The following is a 16,855-nucleotide window of genomic DNA, read 5'->3' as shown; positions in this document are numbered from 1 at the left end:
TAACGGGAAGCACTATCTGCGGTGGGAACACACAGTTGGAGACCCGCCATGATCCCGCAACACAAGCTGAAGCTCTCGGTCGAAGGCATGACTTGCGCGTCCTGCGTGGGCCGTGTCGAACAGGCGCTGAATGCCGTGCCCGGTGTGACCGAAGCCCATGTAAACCTGGCCAACGAAACGGCGCAGATCAGGTTTCAGGCCCCCGCAGATGCGGCGGGGCTGGTCGCTGCTCTGAAAGCGTCGGGTTATCCCGCGCGGTCACAGACGGCTGCCTTGGATATCGAAGGCATGACCTGCGCCTCTTGCGTCGGACGTGTTGAACAGGCGTTGGGCGCTGTGCCGGGGGTGACGGCCGCGCGGGTCAATTTGGCCAGCGAAAGCGCGCAAGTCGATTACCTCGAAGGGCAGGTGGACACAGCGGCCTTGCTGCGCGCGGTGGCCGGGGCGGGATATGCCGCGACGGCGCGCGGCAGCAGCGCGGTGCCGGTGGCCGATCGCAAAGAGGCCGAGGCCGCAGCGCTGAAGCGCCGGTTGCTGCTGGCCGCCGCATTGGCCCTGCCGGTGTTCGTGATGGAAATGGGCGGGCATATCTATGCGCCAGTTCACCATTGGATCGCAGCCACAATCGGTAGTCAAAACAGCTGGTTTATTCAGTTTGTTCTGACCACGCTGGTGTTGGTCGGGCCGGGGCGGCAATTCTACCTGAAGGGGTTCCCGGCATTGCTGCGCGGGGCGCCGGACATGAATGCGCTGGTGGCTGTCGGTACGGCGGCGGCCTATGGCTTTTCCGTGGTCGCGACCTTTTTGCCCACTGTTTTGCCGGGCGATACGCGGGTGGTTTACTATGAATCCGCAGCCGTGATCGTGGTTCTGATCTTGCTGGGCCGATACCTTGAGGCGCGGGCCAAAGGCCGCACCGGCGAGGCGATCCGCAAACTTGTGGGCCTTCAGGCCAAAAGCGCGATGGTGGAACGGAACGGTACGGCCGAAGAGGTGGCGCTGGAGCAGATCGTGTTGGGCGATGTGATCCGCGTGCGCCCCGGCGAGCGTATTGCCGTGGACGGCGAGGTGATCGAAGGCAAGGCCTATGTCGACGAAAGCATGATCACCGGCGAGCCCGTCCCCGTGGCCAAAGCCCCCGGCGCCGAGGTGGTGGGCGGCACGGTGAACGGAACCGGCGCCTTGCGGGTCAGGGCGACGCGGGTGGGGGACGACACGATGCTGGCCCAGATCATCCGCATGGTCGAAGACGCACAGGGCGCCAAGCTGCCGATACAGGGCGTGGTGGACCGCATCACGCTGTGGTTTGTGCCGGTCGTGATGGCGCTGGCGGCACTTACCGTGCTGATTTGGCTGGCATTTGGCCCATCCCCGGCGCTGACCCATGCGCTGGTTGCGGGCGTGGCGGTCTTGATCATCGCCTGCCCCTGCGCGATGGGGTTGGCCACGCCGACCTCGATCATGGTTGGCACCGGGCGCGCCGCAGAAATGGGCGTGTTGTTCCGCAAGGGGGATGCGCTGCAGGCGTTGCAGGGGGTCAGTGTGGTCGCCGTGGACAAGACCGGCACCCTGACCGAAGGCAAACCGGCGCTGACCGATCTGGTGATCGCCGATGGCTTTGACCAGGCAGAGGTTCTGCGCCGTGTCGCGGCCGTCGAGAGCTTTTCCGAACATCCCATCGCAGGCGCTATCGTGGCCGCGGCCAAGGCCGAGGGGCTGGTCCTGCCCGAGGTGACGGGCTTTGGCTCGGTCACCGGATACGGCGTCATGGGCACGGTTGAGGGCGCGCGGATCATGGTTGGCGCTGATCGTCTGATGCTGCGCCGCAAGGTGGATCTGGGCCAGTTGGAGCAGGCAGCCAAAGACATGGGCCGCGCCGGAAAAACGCCGCTTTTCGCGGCCATAGACGGCAAAATTGCCGCAGCGATTGCTGTCTCGGACCCGATCAAGCCCACGACCAAACCCGCAATCGATGCCCTGCACCGGATGGGCCTGCAGGTGGCAATGATCACTGGCGACAACCGTGCGGCGGCCGAGGCGATCGCGACCGAACTGGGGATCGACCATGTGGTCGCCGAGGTGCTGCCACAGGGCAAGGTCGAAGCGCTGGAAGAGCTGCGCAAGGATGGCGCAAAGCTGGCGTTTGTCGGCGACGGCATCAATGATGCCCCGGCGCTGGCCCATGCGGATGTGGGGATCGCCGTGGGCACCGGCACCGACGTGGCGATTGAAAGCGCGGATGTGGTGCTGATGACCGGCGACCTGCGCGGCGTGGTCAATGCCTTTGACATCTCGGCCCGCACCATGCGCAATATCCGGCAAAACCTGTTCTGGGCGTTCGGCTATAATGCGGCGCTGATCCCGGTCGCGGCAGGCTCGCTATACCCGGCTTTCGGGCTGCAACTGTCGCCGATGCTGGCGGCAGGGGCGATGGCGCTGTCCAGCGTATTCGTGCTGTCAAACGCATTGCGACTGCGGTTCATCCGCCCGGTTTTGCGTTCGATGACAGATTGATAATAAAGGAAAAAACATGAATATCGGCGATGTCTCCCGGCTGTCGGGCCTGCCTGCAAAAACCATCCGCTACTACGAGGATATCGGCCTGATCCAGCCTCAGCGCGGCGACAACGGCTACCGCCGGTTCCGCGACCGCGATCTGCACAAGCTGGCCTTTCTGGGGCGGGCGCGGCACTTGGGGTTCTCGATCGAGGATTGCCGCACCCTGCTGGCGCTTTACGAGGATCGTGGCCGCGCCAGCGCGGATGTGAAACAGGTGGCACGGCAGCACCTTGAGCGGATCGACAGCAAGCTCAAGGAGCTGAACCAGATGCGTGAAACGCTGGCGACGCTGGTGTCGGCCTGCGCCGGGGATGACCGGCCCGACTGTCCGATCCTGGCCGATCTGGCAGCCCCTTCGGCGTCGTGATCGCCGCTCACATTACATGCACATACCATGCACACCCGATGCATACCGCGCGCTGATCCAAGCCACAGGGCTGCCCTGCTGTTTCTTTCTGACCAAAATACTCAAAAGCCCGGCCCGCAAAATGTGATCCGCCCGCGGCAGGTGCGCACGGGCGGATCAATGTCCCCTCAGCGGTAGTGGCTGACCTGACCGGACAAACGGTCGAACGCCGCATGATATTCGCGGGTGATGCGGGCGATCAGGTCGGCGGCGGGCACCACTTCTTTCACGGCACCAATGCCCTGACCCGAGCCCCAGATTTCTTTCCAGCTTTTCGGCTTGGAGCTGCCCGAGCCGAAATCCATCTTCGACGGGTCCGAGCGTTCCAGATTGTCCGGGTCCATGCCTGCCGCCGCAACGGAAGGTTTCAGGTAATTGCCCCACACCCCGGTGAACAGGTCGGAATAGACGATGTCAGAGGCGCCGCTGTCGACGATCATCTGCTTGTACGCCTCTGCCGCGTTCGCTTCGGTGGTGGCGATAAAGGCCGAGCCCATATAGCCGCCATCCGCGCCCATTGCCTGCGCCGCCAGCAGGCTGTCGCCGGTGGCAATCGAGCCGGACAGGAACACAGGCCCCTCGAACCACGCGCGGATTTCCTGCACCAGCGCCAGTGGTGACAGCGCACCCGCGTGGCCGCCCGCCCCGGCCGATACGGCGATCAGCCCGTCGGCGCCTTTTTCGATTGCCTTATGGGCGAAGCGGTCGTTGATCACATCGTGCAGGGTGATGCCGCCGCAGGAATGTGCGGCCTCGTTGACCTCGGCCCGCGCGCCCAGCGAGGTGATCCAGACCGGCACTTTGTGTTTCACGCAAATCTCGATATCGCGTTCCAGCCGCGCGTTGGAGCGGTGCACGATCTGGTTCACCGCATAGGGCGCGGCGGGGCTGTCGGGGTTGGCCTGATTGTAGCGGTCCAGCTCTTCGGTGATGCGGGTCAGCCATTGATCCAGCAGGATCGGGTCGCCGTCATTTTCGCGCGCGTTCAGCGCGGGGAAAGAGCCAACGATCCCGGCCTTGCACTGGGCGATGACCAGATCGGGGTTGGAGATGATGAAAAGCGGGCTTCCGATCAGCGGAAGTTTCAGGTTTTGCAGAATGGGGGGCAGGGCCATGTGGCGCTCCTTGGGTTATGCGCCGGTAAAGACCGGTTTGCGTTTTTCGATGAAGGCGGACACACCTTCGCGGAAGTCGGCGCTTTTGACCAGTTTGCCCTGTTCCTGTGCCTCGGCGCTGAAGGCATCGCCGAAACTGCCCTCGCCGACCTTGCGCAGCAGGCGTTTGGCGGCAGCGGCGGCCAGCGGGGCGGTGTTTGCGATCCGGGCGGCAAGGGCCTGAGTTTCGGCCTCGAGCTGATCGTCGGAGGCGATCTGATTGATCAGGCCGTGATCAAGGCATTGCTGCGCCGTGATCTTCTTGCCCTCGAGGATGGTTTGAAGTGCGCGGTGATATCCCATCGCCTTGAGCAGCAACCAGGTGTTGCCGCCATCGGGGATCAGCGCGATCGACGCGAACGCCATATAGAGCGAGGCAGTATCGGCCATCACGACCATGTCGCAGCACATGGCATAGGCCGCGCCGATACCAGCGGCAGAGCCATGCACCTGAGCGATCCAGATCTTCGGGGAATGGGCGATCCCGATCAGCGAGGGGCGGAATTCGGATTCGAGCAGGTGTTCGATGGACCCGCCCAGCCCGCCTTTAAGGTCGGCGCCGGCGCAAAAGCCGCGGCCTTCGCCCTTGAGGATCACGACGCGCACAGCGTCGTCTTCGTTGATGTCGGCCACGGCGTTTTTCAGCGCGGTGCGCAGTGCCGCGTCGAAGGCGTTGAAGGCTTCGGGGCGGTTCAGGGTGATGGTTGCGATCGCCCCTGTCTTTTCGATCTTGAGCACGTCGGTCATGCGGCTTTCTCCTTCGTCACGTCAGAACACCGGCGGCGCGCAGGCGGGCCAGCGTTTCGGGGCTATAGCCGAGTTGCGCCAATGCGCTGTCGGTATCGGTGCCGGGGGCGGGTGGTCGGCCCGGTGCGGCGGTGGGCGTGCGGTCGAACCGGGGGGCGGGGGTGATCTGGGTCACGCCGTCCACCTGGGTATAGATGCCGCGCGCTTTCATATGCGGATGTTCGGGCGCTTCGCTCCAGCTCAGAACGGGGGCGACGCAGGCGTCGGTTCCGTCGAACAGCGCGGTCCATTCGTCGCGGGTTTTCTGTTTGAACACCTGCTCGTACAGAACATGGCGGTCGGGCCAGGTGGTCGCGTCGGTCTGGTTGGTCTTGTGGTCGTCGGGCAGCCCCGCGATCTGCACCAGCTGGGCGAAGAATTGCGGTTCCAGCGGCCCGACCGAAACATATTTGCCATCGGCGCATTCATAGCTGCGATAGTAGGGGGCACCGCCGTCAAGCATGTTGCTCTCGCGGGTTTCGCTCCAGCTGCCGCGCGCGATCATTGCGTGGATCATCGCCAGAAGGGCAGGCGCGCCATCGACCATGGCGGCGTCGATCACCTGACCCTTGCCCGAGGTCTGGCGTTCATAGAGCGCGGACAGCAGGCCCAGCAGCAGGAACATCGTGCCGCCGCCATAATCCGCGCCCAGATTCAGCGGAGGGATCGGCGGCATGTCGCGTTTGCCGATGGCGTTCAGCACGCCGGTCAGGCCCAGATAGTTGATATCATGCCCCGCCATTTGCGACATCGGGCCGGTTTGGCCCCAGCCGGTCATGCGACCATAGATCAGGGCCGGATTGCGGGCGTGGCAGTCGGAGGGGCCGAGGCCCATCCGTTCCATCACGCCGGGGCGGAAGCCTTCGATCAGGATATCGGCGTGTTCGAGCAGCCGCATGGCGGCCGCGATCCCGTCGGGGTGTTTGAGGTTCAGCGCCACCGAGCGTTTGCCACGGTTGTTGACATCCGTGGGATCGGCGGGGCCGGATTTGCGGGTGATCAGCGTGACCTCGGCGCCAAGATCGGCAAGGAACTGCCCCGCAAGCGGGGCAGGGCCAAGGCCTGCCATCTCGACCACTTTCAGGCCGGAAAGGGGCCCGCTCACGCTGCTTTCGCCGTGCTTGTGCGCAGGATGTCATAGGCCGACGGGGCAAGGGTAAAACGCTCGCCGTATTTGTCGGCCAGTTCCGCCGCGCGCGCGGCGAATGTATCGACGCCGATGCCACGGATGAACTGGATCGCCCCCCCGGTGTGGGCCGGAAAGCCGATGGCGAAGATGCCACCAAGGTTGGCTTCGACCTCGGTCCGCAACACGCCTTCGTTCAGGCAGCGCAGGGTTTCGATGGCTTGGCGATACAGCAGGCGATCAATCGCGTCCTGCATCGGGATTTCGGCGTTGCCCTTGGCGAACTGCGCCAGACCGGACCACAGCGATTTCGAACCATCCGCAGTATAGTCATAGAAGCCGCCGCCATAGTGACGCCCGCCGCGCCCCTGTTCGATCATCGCGTCGGAAACGGTGGCCGAGGCGGTGTTATGCGCGCCAAAGCCCGCATCGGTGCCCAGCCGCGCATCAAGATCCTTGTGGGTCTTGCGCACCTTCTGGGTCAGAACCATCGAGACCTCGTCGTGCACCGCCAGCGGGCCGACTGGCATACCGGCCAACCATGCGGCGCGCTCGATCGCGACGGGTGACATGCCGTCGATCATCAGCGCCAGACCTTCGTCCATGAAGGTGCCGAACACGCGGCTGGTGAAGAAGCCACGGCTGTCATTCACCACGATGGGCATATAGCCGATCTGCTGCACGTAATCATACGCTTTGCGCAGGGTCTCCTCGGAGGTCTGTTCGCCAAGGATGATCTCCACCACCTTCATCTTGTCGACGGGGCTGAAGAAATGCAGCCCGATGAAGCGGGTCGGGTCGGGGCAGGCTTTTGCCAGAATCGAGATCGGCAGGGTCGAGGTGTTGGAGCCGTAAATCCCGTCCGGCGCCAGCATTTTGAAGCTTTCGGGAATGACCTTTTCCTTCAGCGCGATGTCTTCGAACACGGCTTCGATGATGATGTCGGCGCCTTCAAACGCGGTATCATCCGTTGCCGGTGTGATCTGCGACAGCAGGGCGGTTTTCTTGTCGTCCGTCATGCGGCCGCGTTTGATCGCCTTGTCGGCCAGCGTGGCGGTATAGGATTTGCCCTTTTCGGCCTTGTCCATTTCCATGTCTTTCAGCACGGTCGGCAGGGCGGCGTTGGCATGTGCCCACGCGATGCCGCTGCCCATCATGCCCGCGCCCAGAACGGCGGCTTTCGTGGCTTTCCAATGCGGGCCTTCGGGGCGGACCTTGCCGCCTTTGATCGCCTGCATGCCAAAGAAGAAGGTGGTGATGGCGGCCTTGCACTCGGGCGTGGTGACCAGCGCGCAGATGCCCCGGCTTTCGTTGCGCAGTGCGGCGTCAAAGCCCATGCGCATCGAGTTGACGGCAATGTCGAGGATTTTCGCAGGCGCAGGCATCAGGCCACGGGTTTTCTGATACAGGATCGCCGGAGAGGCGACCGCGATCTGGCGGACCTTGGGGCTGAGCGCATCACCCCCCGGATAGCGGAAGCCTTTTTGATCCCAAGGCTGCGCGTGTTGGTCGGGGTTGGCCTTGATCCATGCCTTGGCGGCGGGGATCAGGTCGTCGCGGGTGGCGACGACTTCATCAACCATGCCAGCGGCAAGCGCGACTTGCGGCTTGGCCGGTTTGCCTTCGGTCAGGTAGGGCAGCGCCTTTTCCAGACCCAGCAGGGCGGTCAGGCGGACCACGCCACCGGCACCGGGCAGCAGGCCCAGCGTCACCTCGGGCAGGCCGACGATGGCCTTGGGGTCATCGACCACAATGCGGTGGTTGCAGGCAAGGCACAGCTCGTATCCGCCGCCAAGGGCCGCGCCGTTGATCGCGGCAACGACCGGAACCGGCAGCTTTTCAAGATCGCGGAACGGGAACTTGTTCCCTTCGATATAGCGCATGGTTTCGGCGTCGGATTTTTCGATCGCCAGGATCAGCCCCAGATCGCCGCCCGCAAAGAAGGTTTTCTTGGCCGAGGCGAAGATCACGCCGGTCAGCCCGTCTTCGGCGCGCAATTTGGCGATCGCGTCGTTCATGCCGGGCACGTAGCGGTCGTTCATGGTGTTGGCGGACTGGCCCTGCATATCGAGGGTGATGGTCACGATGCCGTCGGCGTCTTTTTCATAAATAAAATCGGTCATTTGTCTGTCTCCCCTCAGACGCGTTCAATGATGCTGGCGATGCCCATGCCGCCACCGACGCACATGCACATAAGGGCGCGTTTCAGATTGCGCCGCTCCAATTCGTCCAGCATGGTGCTGACCAGCATGCCGCCGGTGGCCCCCAGCGGGTGACCCATGGCGATGGCGCCGCCGACGACGTTGAGCTTCTCGTCGGGCACATCAAGGTCGCGTTGCAGGCGCAGGGCGACCGAGGCGAAGGCCTCGTTGATTTCGACAAGGTCGATGTCGTCGATGGTCAGGCCCGCCTTGGCCAGCGCCTTGAGCGACGCCGGGCCGGGGCCGGTCAGCATGATGGTCGGATCGGTCGAGGTCAGCGCGACGGATACGACGCGGCCACGCGGCGTGAGGCCAAGCTCTTTGCCGGTTTTTTCGTTGCCCAGCAGGATCAGCGAGGCGCCATCGACGATGCCAGAGCTGTTGCCGGGGGTGTGGACGTGGTTGATACGCTCGACATTGGGGTATTTCGCCAGTGCCACCGCATCAAAGCCCATCGCGCCGGGCATGGTGAAGCTGGGCTTGAGGGCGGCCAGTTTCTGCATGTCGGTGCCGGGTTTGATGAAATCGTCACGCTCGAGGATCACAACACCGTTTTCGTCGCGCACTGCCACGACCGAGCGGTCGAACCAGCCGGAATCGCGGGCATGGGCCGCGCGCTTCTGCGATTCCATGGCGAAGGCGTCGACGTCATCGCGGCTCCAGCCTTCGATGGTGGCGATCAGGTCAGCGCCGATGCCCTGCGGCACGAAACCGGTCGCGATCGAGGTTTCGGGGTCTTCGGCAAACGGGCCACCGTCGGCGCCCATCGGCACGCGGCTCATGCTTTCATAGCCGCCGGCGCAGACCATATCCTCCCACCCCGAGGCGATCTTGGCGGCGGCGGTGTTGAATGTATCCAAACCAGAAGCGCAGAAGCGGTTCACTTGCGCGCCCGCAACGCTTTGGTGCCAACCCGCCTTTTGCAGGGCGACCTTGGGCAGGACCGAGCCCTGTTCCATCACCGGGGCGACGCAGCCCAGCATCACGTCGTCGATGCGGCTGGTGTCCAGATCGTGGCGCTGCTGCATTTCGGTCAGCAGGGTGGTGACTAGGTTAATGGGTTTCACCTCGTTCAGGGTGCCATCGGTCTTGCCCTTGGAACGCGGGGTTCGGATTGCATCATAGATAAAGGCAGCTTCGGTCATTGGGGTCCTCCTCCAGAAGGTTTTAGCTTGGGATCTTGTCCCGAATTGCGCCCGCCTGACCCACCGAGGAAAAATCCACGCGGGGTAGGGGGGCATAATGAATTGTGGCAAGGCTGCGCGCCTCGGCCCGGTCAACGCCAACGGCGCGTAAAATCAGTTCGGCAGTGTCAGAACCCGACTGACGCCAAGTGCACACGCCATTCAGGACCAGCGACATCGCGCCAAAAACCGCGCCCCCGGCCATGCCGGTGATCGAATGGATCTGCTCGCGTTCGAATTCGAAGCGACCGGTCTCCAGCCCCTGAAGCAGGTAGACCGCCGGGTCACGGCCCCAGAACCGGCCCAGTCGCGGGTCGCTCATGGCGAAGAGTGCGACGAATCGTCCCCAGTCGGTTTCCTCGTGAACGCGGCGGATGACCTGATTGATGATGACCGACAGCCGCGCGGCAGGGTCATGCATTCCATCAGAGCTGGCCCGGACAGATTCGCGCATTTCGACATAGACGGCATCGCAAGCCATGCTGAACAGCTCGTCGGTATTTTCGACGTTATTATAGATGGTTCCACGCGACAGCCCCGCTTCTTTCGCCAGATCGCTGATCGAGATCTGCATCGATCCCTTCTCGGCGAACAGGCGCATTGCGGCATGCAAAATGCGGGATTTTACGGTTTTCATCAGGTGGTCCATGATCACTGTTGACAGAAATTGAACACGTGTGTTTATCTGAAGTCAATAGCGTTCATACGGTCAGGGAGGAGACAGCATGGATGTGTCAAGCAGACGGTCTTTAGAGGGCCGCCCCCGGTTTTTCCGGGCGCTTACACGCGAGCTTTCGCCACGCATGAAGCCGCAAATTGGCTCAGCGCGGGGAAGCATATAATATGGAATTGATTCAGCTGGTAATCGGGGGTGTGGCGTCAGGCTGCATCTATGGGCTTGTGGCATTGGGATTCGTCCTGATTTACAAGGCGACTGAGGGCGTGAACTTCGCGCAGGGTGACATGATGATGCTGGGCGCCTTTGTGGCGCTTGGGCTTGTCAATTCGGATTACGGCGCGCTGGCGTTCGTTCCGGGGGTCATTCTGGCCGCGGCCATCATGGGCGGGGTCGGATATGGTATCGACCGTCTGGTGGTGCGGCAGATCATCGGGCAGCCGCAGTTTGCGCTGGTGATCCTGACCATCGCGCTGGGCTTTGTTCTGCGGTTCGCAGCCGGAACGATCTGGGGCTTTTCACCGCTTGTGCTTGAGACGCCCTTTGCGGGGCAACACATGGAGATCGCCGGGATCATCATCGGATACGAGGACATGGTGACCATCATCGTGACCGCGCTTCTGACGCTGTTGCTGTGGGTGTTCTTCGGCTTTACCCGGATCGGGTTGGCGGCGCAGGCCGCGTCGCAGAACCAGATGGCGGCCTATATCGTCGGGGTGCCTGTGCACCGGATCAACTCGTTGATCTGGGGGCTGTCGGGGGTGGTTTCGACCATCGCGGGGGTGCTTTACGCCTCGAAGGGCGCGATTGACCCCAACATCGGCTTGCTGGGCATCAAGGCCTTTGCGGCGGCGGTTATTGGCGGCTTTGGCAGCCTGCCGGGTGCGTTGCTGGGCGGGATCCTGATCGGGGTGGTCGAGCCGGTAGCGGCGCGATACCTGCCGGGCGGGATCAGCCAGATGTCGCCTTACATCATCATGCTTGCCGTGCTGGTCACCCGACCGAACGGCCTGTTCGCCCAAATCTATGCGAAAAAGGTCTGACGGATGAAAGTGATCTTCAAAACAAGTTATGACAACGACATCGACCTGCACGAAGACGGCTGGGCGCGCGGACGCATCGCCCTGCTGGTTGTGGTAATGGCGGCGCTGCCGTTTCTGGTGGGCGAGTATTACCTGGCAGAAGCGGCGAACACGCTGATCTGGTCGCTGGCGGGGATGGGGCTGATGGTTCTGGTCGGGCATACCGGTCAGGCCAGCCTTGGCCACGCGGCGTTTCTGGCGATCGGGGCCTATACGGATGTGGCACTGATGAACATCGGCGTGCCGTGGATCATCAGCTTTCCGTTGGCGGGGCTGGCGACGGGGCTTTTCGGGGCGCTGGTGGCTATCCCGGCGGTGCGGATGTCGGGCATCTATCTGGCGATTGCCACGCTGGCGCTGTTTGTGATCGTGGAAGAAATGGTGATCCTGCTGGAGCCGATTACCGGCGGTGTGGGGGGGCTGATGGCGCCGTCAATCGAGATTTTCGGCGTCAACTTTGACCGCTATACCAATCTGAACAACTTCTACTGGCTGTGTCTGGCGGTGGTTGTGGCGGTAACCTGGCTCTATGCCAACCTGCTGCGCAGCCCGACCGGGCGCAGTTTTCTGGCGGTGCGCGACAGCGAGGTGTCGGCGCGTGCGCTGGGCATCAACATCACCCGCACCCGCGCGCTGGCCTTTGGTCTGTCGTGCGGGATGACGGGGTTGGCGGGGTCGCTTCTGGGCCACTACATCGCGTATTTCAATTACGAGCTGTTCTCGGTCTTCATCTCGATCAACCTGTTGCTGGTGGTGACGATTGGCGGGCTTGGCTTTATTCAGGGGGCGTTCATGGGCGCGATCCTGATCACGGCGGTGCCGCAGCTGATCGCCATTCTGCGCGGCACGGTGAACGATCTGACCGGGATCGATCTGTCGGTGCTGCCCGGGCTGGATACGCTGATCTTCTCGGCCATTCTGATCGGGTTCATCATCTATGAACCGGCCGGGCTGTGGGGCCGTTGGCTGAAGACCCGCGTGTGGTTTCAGCTGTTTCCGCTGGCGCGGCGCGATATGTTCCGTCGCCAGAAATCCTATCTGAAAACGGAGCGGCAACGATGAGCCTGTTGGAAGTCGAGGATCTGGCGATCCATTTCGGAGGTGTGAAGGCGGTGGATGGCGTGTCGTTCGCGGTGGAGGCTGGCGAGGTGTTCAGCATCATCGGGCCGAACGGGGCGGGGAAATCCACCATCTTCAACCTGATCTCACGCCTGTATAAGCCGACGCGCGGCAAGATCATGTTCGATGGCCGCGACATCACCCCGCTTCAGGCGCATGAGATTGCGCCGCTGGGGTTGGCGCGCACGTTCCAGAATATCGAGCTGTTCGATCATTCGACCGTGCTGGATAACCTGCTGATGGGGCGGCACACGCATCGCAGCACCAACTGGGTTCAGGACATGTTGTTCGTGCCCGCGGTGCGGCGGGCCGAGCGGGCGCATCGTCGCAAGGTCGAGGATGTGATCGAGTTTCTGGAACTTGAGGCGTATCGCGACAAGCTGATTGCCGGGTTGCCGTATGGCGTGCGCAAGGTCGTGGAAATCGGCCGGGCGCTGGCGGTGGGGCCGAAGCTGATATTGCTGGACGAACCGGCTTCGGGCCTGTCGGTCGAGGAAAGTCAGGAAGTGGCTTACTGGATCGAGGACATGCGCCGCGACATGGGGCTGACGGTTCTGATGGTCGAGCATGACATGAGCCTTGTGACCCAGGTCAGTGACCGGGTTCTGGCGGTGGCCAACGGTCAGCCGCTGGCGCAGGGCAGCCCGGCAGAGGTGCAGTCGGACCCGCGGGTCATGGCGGCCTATCTGGGCACGGAGGTATACACATGACGGTTCTGGATGTGCGCAACGTCGAGACGTTTTACGGCGCGATCATGGCGCTGCGCGGCGTGTCGCTGAGCGTGGAAGAGGGCGAGATCGTCACCATTCTGGGCGCCAACGGCGCAGGCAAGACCACGTTGATGAAGACCATCGCGGGCTTGATGGACCCCGAAAAGGGCCAGATCGAGTTCAACGGCGTGCGGATCGACAGTCAGGCGCCCGACAAGATCGTGGCGCAGGGACTGGCGCTGGTGCCCGAGGGGCGCGAGGTGTTTCCCTATCTGACGATCGAGGAAAATCTGCGCATGGGGGCCTTTACCCGGCGCGGGGCCGATATCCGCGAGGATATGGAGCTGGTCTACAGCTATTTCCCGATCCTGAAAGAGCGGCGCACGCAATCGGCGGGTTATCTGTCCGGCGGGCAGCAGCAGATGCTGGCGATCGGGCGTGGCCTGATGGCGCGGCCCAAGCTGATGCTGCTGGACGAGCCGTCACTGGGTCTGTCGCCGCTGCTGACGCAGGAGATTTTCGGCATCATCAAGCGGCTGAATGCCGAGCAGGGCGTGACCATGCTTCTGGTCGAGCAGAACGCCAACGTGGCGCTGCACACGGCGCACAAGGGATATGTTCTGGAAATGGGCCGGATCGTGATGGCTGGCACCTGCGAAGAGCTGCGCAATTCCGAAGATATTCAGGAGTTCTATCTGGGCAAGCAAGGCGACACCCAGCGCGGGCAAAAACGCTGGAAACGGCGGAAGACGTGGAGATGAGCATGGTAAACGCGACTCAAGACATGATCATCCCGGCGGATGCGCCGATTGCGATGGATGGCTGCGATACAGTGGTAAAACTGTGGGCAAAACGCTGTCGTGAACTGGACGGCAAGACCGCTCACCGGGAAAAAGAACTGGGAATCTGGCAGGCGTACAGCTGGGCCGATTATTACAACGGTGCCAAGCAGATCGGGCTGGGCCTGCTGTCACTTGGGCTGCAAAAAGGCCAGCCGGTGCAGATCCTGTCGGAAGACCGGCGCGAGTGGCTGTATTGCGATCTGGGCGTGGCGGCGGTGGGGGGGATCCCGTCAGGGGTCTATACCACCGACAGCGCGGTTCAGCTGGCCTATCTGGTGAACGATTCCGGCGCTCCGTTCCTGTTTCTTGAAGACGACGAGCAGCTGGACAAGTTCCTTGAGGTCCGGGATCAGATGCCGGGGCTGAAGAAGGTCATCGTCTTTGATCGGGACGGGCTGGCCGGGTTTGACGACCCGCAGGTGATGTTTCTGGATGAATTGCTGGAGCTTGGCGCGCAGCAGGCGCAGGCCAATCCCAAAGCGTTCGAACAGACGCTGGAGGCGGTGCAACCGGGTGATCCGCGCATGCTGATCTATACCTCGGGCACGACGGGGCCGCCCAAGGGCGCGATCATCAGCCACCGCAACGTGATGTATCAGATGTTCGCGGGCGAGCAGACGCTGGAATTCTATCCGACGGACGAACTGCTGTGCTTTTTGCCGCTGTGTCATGTTCTGGAACGGCTGATCTCGGTCGAGTTTCCGATCCTGGCCGGGTGCAAGGTGAACTTTGCCGAAAGCCCGGAAACGGTGTTCGACAACCTGCGTGAAGTGTCGCCCAACAGCTTTACCGGCGTGCCGCGGATCTGGGAGAAGATTTACTCGCGTGTGACCATCATGCGCAGCGAAGCCGGGTGGATCGGAAAGGCGTTTCTGGACTGGGCGGTGAACGCCGGGGCCAAGGTGGCCACAGCCAAGGAAGAGGGCCGGACCCCCGGCCTTGGCGCGCGGTTGAATCTGGCGCTGGCGGATCTGCTTGTGCTGCGCAACCTGCGCAATCTGGTGGGGTTGGCGCGCACGCGCCGCTGCACCACGGGCGCTGCGCCGATCTCTCCCGAACTGCTGCGGTGGTTCGAGGCGATTGGGGTGCATTTGCTTGAAGGTTACGGGATGACCGAAACCTCGGGGGTGGCGACGATCAACATGATCGGCAACAACCACATCGGCACGGTTGGCCCCGCGCTTCCGGGGACACAGGTGCGGATCGCGCCGGATGGCGAGATTCAGGTGGGTGGCCCGGCGGTGTTCGCAGGATACTGGAACAAGCCCGAAAAGACCGCCGAGACCCTGACCGACGATGGATGGCTGAAGACCGGCGACGTGGGCCGGGTCGACAATCAGGGCTGTCTGACGATCACCGGGCGCCTGAAGGACATCATCATCACCGCAGGCGGCAAGAACATCACTCCGGCCGAGATCGAAAGCCGGTTGAAATTCTCGCCCTATATCTCGGATGCGGTGGTGATCGGGGACCGGCGCAAATATCTGACCTGTCTGATCATGATTGATCAGGAAAATGTTGAAAGATTCGCGCAGGACCGGCAAATTCCCTATGCGGACTTTGCGTCATTGACCCGCGCCAAGGAGGTCGTTGATCTGATCGGCGGCGTTGTCGCCGAAACCAACAAGGCTTTTGCGCAGGTCGAGCAGATCAAGAATTTCCGCCTGATCGACATTCTTCTGACGGCTGAGGATGACGAGCTGACGCCGACGATGAAGCTCAAGCGGAATTTCGTGAACCAGCGTCACGCTGGCTTGATCGAAAGCATGTATTGATCCGGCCCGGAGGAGGGGACGGACAAGACGTAAGACCGATAACAAATGGGAGGAACAACTATGAAGACTTTCAAGGCAATTGCCGCCGCGGCGGCGCTGTCATTGGGGCTGTCTGCCCCTGTGATGGCGGATTCGACCGGCGTGTCGGATACCGAAATCAAGATCGGCGGCGCGCATGACCTGTCGGGCATCTTCGCGCCCTTCTCAGTGCCTGCGGTCAAGGCCGTGCAGCTGTATTTCGACGAGATCAACGCCGCGGGCGGCATTCACGGTCGCAAGCTGACCTATATCGTCGAGGACCACGGATATCAGGTGCCGCGCGCGGTGCAGGCGGCCAACAAGCTGATCAACCGCGATCAGGTGTTTGCGATGCTGCTGAACCTGGGCACGCCGCATAACCTGGCGATGTTCAAGCTGATGGGGCCGAAGGGCATTCCCAACGTCAACCCGCTGACGGCGGCGCGGCAGATGGTTGACCCGCCCGCCCCGTGGAAATTCGCGGGCACCGTGGCCTATTACGATGCGGTGCGTGCGGCCTCAAAATACATGGCGGACGATCTGGGATCGAAGAACTTCTGCCTGATGTTCCTGCCGACCGATTTCGGTGTGGAGATTCAGGAAGGTGTGCGCGATGGCGCGGCGGATGCGGGCGCAAGCTATACGGTTGAAACCAAGCACAAGCCGGACGAGACCGATTTCGCCGGGGCGCTGGGCAAGATCCGCGATGGTGGCTGTGATACGGTTGGTCTGGCGCTGGGCATCAGCCAGATGATCAACGTGATCGCCACCGCCAACAAGCTGGGCATGGGCGACATGAAGTTCCTCGTCTCAAGCGCCGGGTTCCACACGGTTGTCGCCAAAGGTATGGCACAGCAGGGCGTGACCACGGGGCTGTATGCTGCCGCAAGCTGGCAGGATCTTGAGGCGCGTATGGACGACCCAATCGTGGCGACTTGGGTGAAATCCTATATCGACGCCACCGGCGAGAAGTTTCCGGGCACCGGCGCTTTGCTTGGGCGCTCTGGCGCCGAAATCCTGGTGCGGGCGCTTGAGGCAGCCGGACCTGATCTGAGCCGTGAAAGCTTCACTCAGGCGATGGAAACCCTTGATTTCCACGATCACATCGCGGGCAACAACGTGAAGATCACCCCTGATCAACACGTCGCCGCGACCGAGATCTATGTCTCGACCATCGAAAATGGCTCGTGGAAGCTGGTTACAACGCTCAAGTGATG

The 16,855-nt window shown here is 62.5% G+C and carries 14 protein-coding genes; 8 read left to right on the top strand and 6 right to left on the bottom strand.

Annotation, left to right across the window (positions count from 1 at the left end; genetic code table 11):
* Window positions 1-48 precede the first annotated feature (48 nt).
* Window positions 49-2,514, top strand: coding sequence for a heavy metal translocating P-type ATPase (locus tag BSF79_RS03155; RefSeq protein WP_090268223.1), 2,466 nt, complete (start codon window positions 49-51; stop codon window positions 2,512-2,514).
* A gap of 16 nt (window positions 2,515-2,530) precedes the next feature.
* Window positions 2,531-2,926, top strand: a complete 396-nt coding sequence (gene cueR, locus BSF79_RS03150; RefSeq protein ID WP_090268221.1) for a Cu(I)-responsive transcriptional regulator — start codon at window positions 2,531-2,533, stop codon at window positions 2,924-2,926.
* Window positions 2,927-3,093: 167 nt separating this feature from the next.
* Here cueR and BSF79_RS03145 read toward each other — a convergent pair whose 3' ends face one another.
* From BSF79_RS03145 to BSF79_RS03120, 6 genes are read right to left on the bottom strand one after another with little or no spacing between them, the layout of a single operon-like run.
* Window positions 3,094-4,080: an NAD(P)H-dependent flavin oxidoreductase gene (locus tag BSF79_RS03145; RefSeq protein ID WP_090268219.1), complete on the bottom strand. Its 987-nt coding sequence runs from the start codon at window positions 4,078-4,080 to the stop codon at window positions 3,094-3,096.
* A 15-nt stretch (window positions 4,081-4,095) separates the two neighbouring features.
* A complete protein-coding gene (locus tag BSF79_RS03140) occupies window positions 4,096-4,866 on the bottom strand; it encodes an enoyl-CoA hydratase/isomerase family protein (RefSeq protein ID WP_090268217.1) in 771 nt (256 codons plus the stop codon).
* 16 nt (window positions 4,867-4,882) lie between these two features.
* Complete coding sequence (locus BSF79_RS03135; RefSeq protein ID WP_090268215.1) at window positions 4,883-6,010, bottom strand: CaiB/BaiF CoA transferase family protein; 1,128 nt, start codon at window positions 6,008-6,010, stop codon at window positions 4,883-4,885.
* A complete protein-coding gene (locus BSF79_RS03130) occupies window positions 6,007-8,154 on the bottom strand; it encodes a 3-hydroxyacyl-CoA dehydrogenase NAD-binding domain-containing protein (protein ID WP_090268213.1) in 2,148 nt (715 codons plus the stop codon). Before BSF79_RS03130 ends, BSF79_RS03135 begins: the two co-directional genes overlap by 4 nt.
* Window positions 8,155-8,168: 14 nt before the next feature.
* Window positions 8,169-9,377, bottom strand: a complete 1,209-nt coding sequence (locus tag BSF79_RS03125) for an acetyl-CoA C-acetyltransferase (protein WP_090268211.1) — start codon at window positions 9,375-9,377, stop codon at window positions 8,169-8,171.
* 22 nt (window positions 9,378-9,399) lie between these two features.
* Window positions 9,400-10,065: a TetR/AcrR family transcriptional regulator gene (locus BSF79_RS03120; RefSeq protein ID WP_245776302.1), complete on the bottom strand. Its 666-nt coding sequence runs from the start codon at window positions 10,063-10,065 to the stop codon at window positions 9,400-9,402.
* Between the two features lie 194 nt (window positions 10,066-10,259).
* Between BSF79_RS03120 and BSF79_RS03115 the strand changes: the two genes are divergently transcribed.
* The 6 genes from BSF79_RS03115 to BSF79_RS03090 are packed head-to-tail and all read left to right on the top strand — an operon-like array spanning window position 10,260 to window position 16,853.
* Complete coding sequence (locus BSF79_RS03115) at window positions 10,260-11,135, top strand: branched-chain amino acid ABC transporter permease (RefSeq protein ID WP_090268209.1); 876 nt, start codon at window positions 10,260-10,262, stop codon at window positions 11,133-11,135.
* Between the two features lie 3 nt (window positions 11,136-11,138).
* Window positions 11,139-12,236, top strand: coding sequence for a branched-chain amino acid ABC transporter permease (locus tag BSF79_RS03110; protein WP_090268206.1), 1,098 nt, complete (start codon window positions 11,139-11,141; stop codon window positions 12,234-12,236).
* Entirely contained in the window at window positions 12,233-13,003 is a 771-nt protein-coding gene (locus BSF79_RS03105) for an ABC transporter ATP-binding protein (protein WP_090268204.1), read from the top strand. The genes BSF79_RS03110 and BSF79_RS03105 overlap by 4 nt, the downstream gene beginning before the upstream one ends.
* The gene (locus BSF79_RS03100) at window positions 13,000-13,764 is read left to right on the top strand and encodes an ABC transporter ATP-binding protein (RefSeq protein ID WP_090268201.1); all 765 of its coding nucleotides are present in this window, start codon (window positions 13,000-13,002) and stop codon (window positions 13,762-13,764) included. The genes BSF79_RS03105 and BSF79_RS03100 overlap by 4 nt, the downstream gene beginning before the upstream one ends.
* 2 nt (window positions 13,765-13,766) lie before the next feature.
* Window positions 13,767-15,620 (top strand): AMP-dependent synthetase/ligase, encoded by a 1,854-nt coding sequence (locus tag BSF79_RS03095; protein WP_175545244.1) that lies wholly within the window; start codon window positions 13,767-13,769, stop codon window positions 15,618-15,620.
* Window positions 15,621-15,680: 60 nt separating this feature from the next.
* The gene (locus BSF79_RS03090) at window positions 15,681-16,853 is read left to right on the top strand and encodes an ABC transporter substrate-binding protein (RefSeq protein WP_090268196.1); all 1,173 of its coding nucleotides are present in this window, start codon (window positions 15,681-15,683) and stop codon (window positions 16,851-16,853) included.
* Window positions 16,854-16,855: the final 2 nt, after the last annotated feature.

Origin of the sequence: Thalassovita taeanensis (genome assembly GCF_900110775.1) — a bacterium.
Lineage (GTDB): Bacteria > Pseudomonadota > Alphaproteobacteria > Rhodobacterales > Rhodobacteraceae > Litorimicrobium > Litorimicrobium taeanense.
This window is presented reverse-complemented; position numbering and strand designations above follow the sequence as displayed.

Excerpts from the sequence above, each read along its gene's own strand:
- BSF79_RS03145 (WP_090268219.1), bottom strand. The coding sequence starts at position 4,080 with ATGGCCCTGCCCCCCATTCTGCAAAACCTGAAACTTCCGCTGATCGGA.
- BSF79_RS03120 (WP_245776302.1), bottom strand. The coding sequence starts at position 10,065 with ATGGACCACCTGATGAAAACCGTAAAATCCCGCATTTTGCATGCCGCA.
- BSF79_RS03090 (WP_090268196.1), top strand. The coding sequence starts at position 15,681 with ATGAAGACTTTCAAGGCAATTGCCGCCGCGGCGGCGCTGTCATTGGGG.
- BSF79_RS03125 (WP_090268211.1), bottom strand. The coding sequence starts at position 9,377 with ATGACCGAAGCTGCCTTTATCTATGATGCAATCCGAACCCCGCGTTCC.
- BSF79_RS03140 (WP_090268217.1), bottom strand. The coding sequence starts at position 4,866 with ATGACCGACGTGCTCAAGATCGAAAAGACAGGGGCGATCGCAACCATC.
- BSF79_RS03115 (WP_090268209.1), top strand. The coding sequence starts at position 10,260 with ATGGAATTGATTCAGCTGGTAATCGGGGGTGTGGCGTCAGGCTGCATC.
- BSF79_RS03100 (WP_090268201.1), top strand. The coding sequence starts at position 13,000 with ATGACGGTTCTGGATGTGCGCAACGTCGAGACGTTTTACGGCGCGATC.
- BSF79_RS03110 (WP_090268206.1), top strand. The coding sequence starts at position 11,139 with ATGAAAGTGATCTTCAAAACAAGTTATGACAACGACATCGACCTGCAC.
- BSF79_RS03155 (WP_090268223.1), top strand. The coding sequence starts at position 49 with ATGATCCCGCAACACAAGCTGAAGCTCTCGGTCGAAGGCATGACTTGC.
- BSF79_RS03130 (WP_090268213.1), bottom strand. The coding sequence starts at position 8,154 with ATGACCGATTTTATTTATGAAAAAGACGCCGACGGCATCGTGACCATC.
- BSF79_RS03105 (WP_090268204.1), top strand. The coding sequence starts at position 12,233 with ATGAGCCTGTTGGAAGTCGAGGATCTGGCGATCCATTTCGGAGGTGTG.
- cueR (WP_090268221.1), top strand. The coding sequence starts at position 2,531 with ATGAATATCGGCGATGTCTCCCGGCTGTCGGGCCTGCCTGCAAAAACC.
- BSF79_RS03095 (WP_175545244.1), top strand. The coding sequence starts at position 13,767 with ATGGTAAACGCGACTCAAGACATGATCATCCCGGCGGATGCGCCGATT.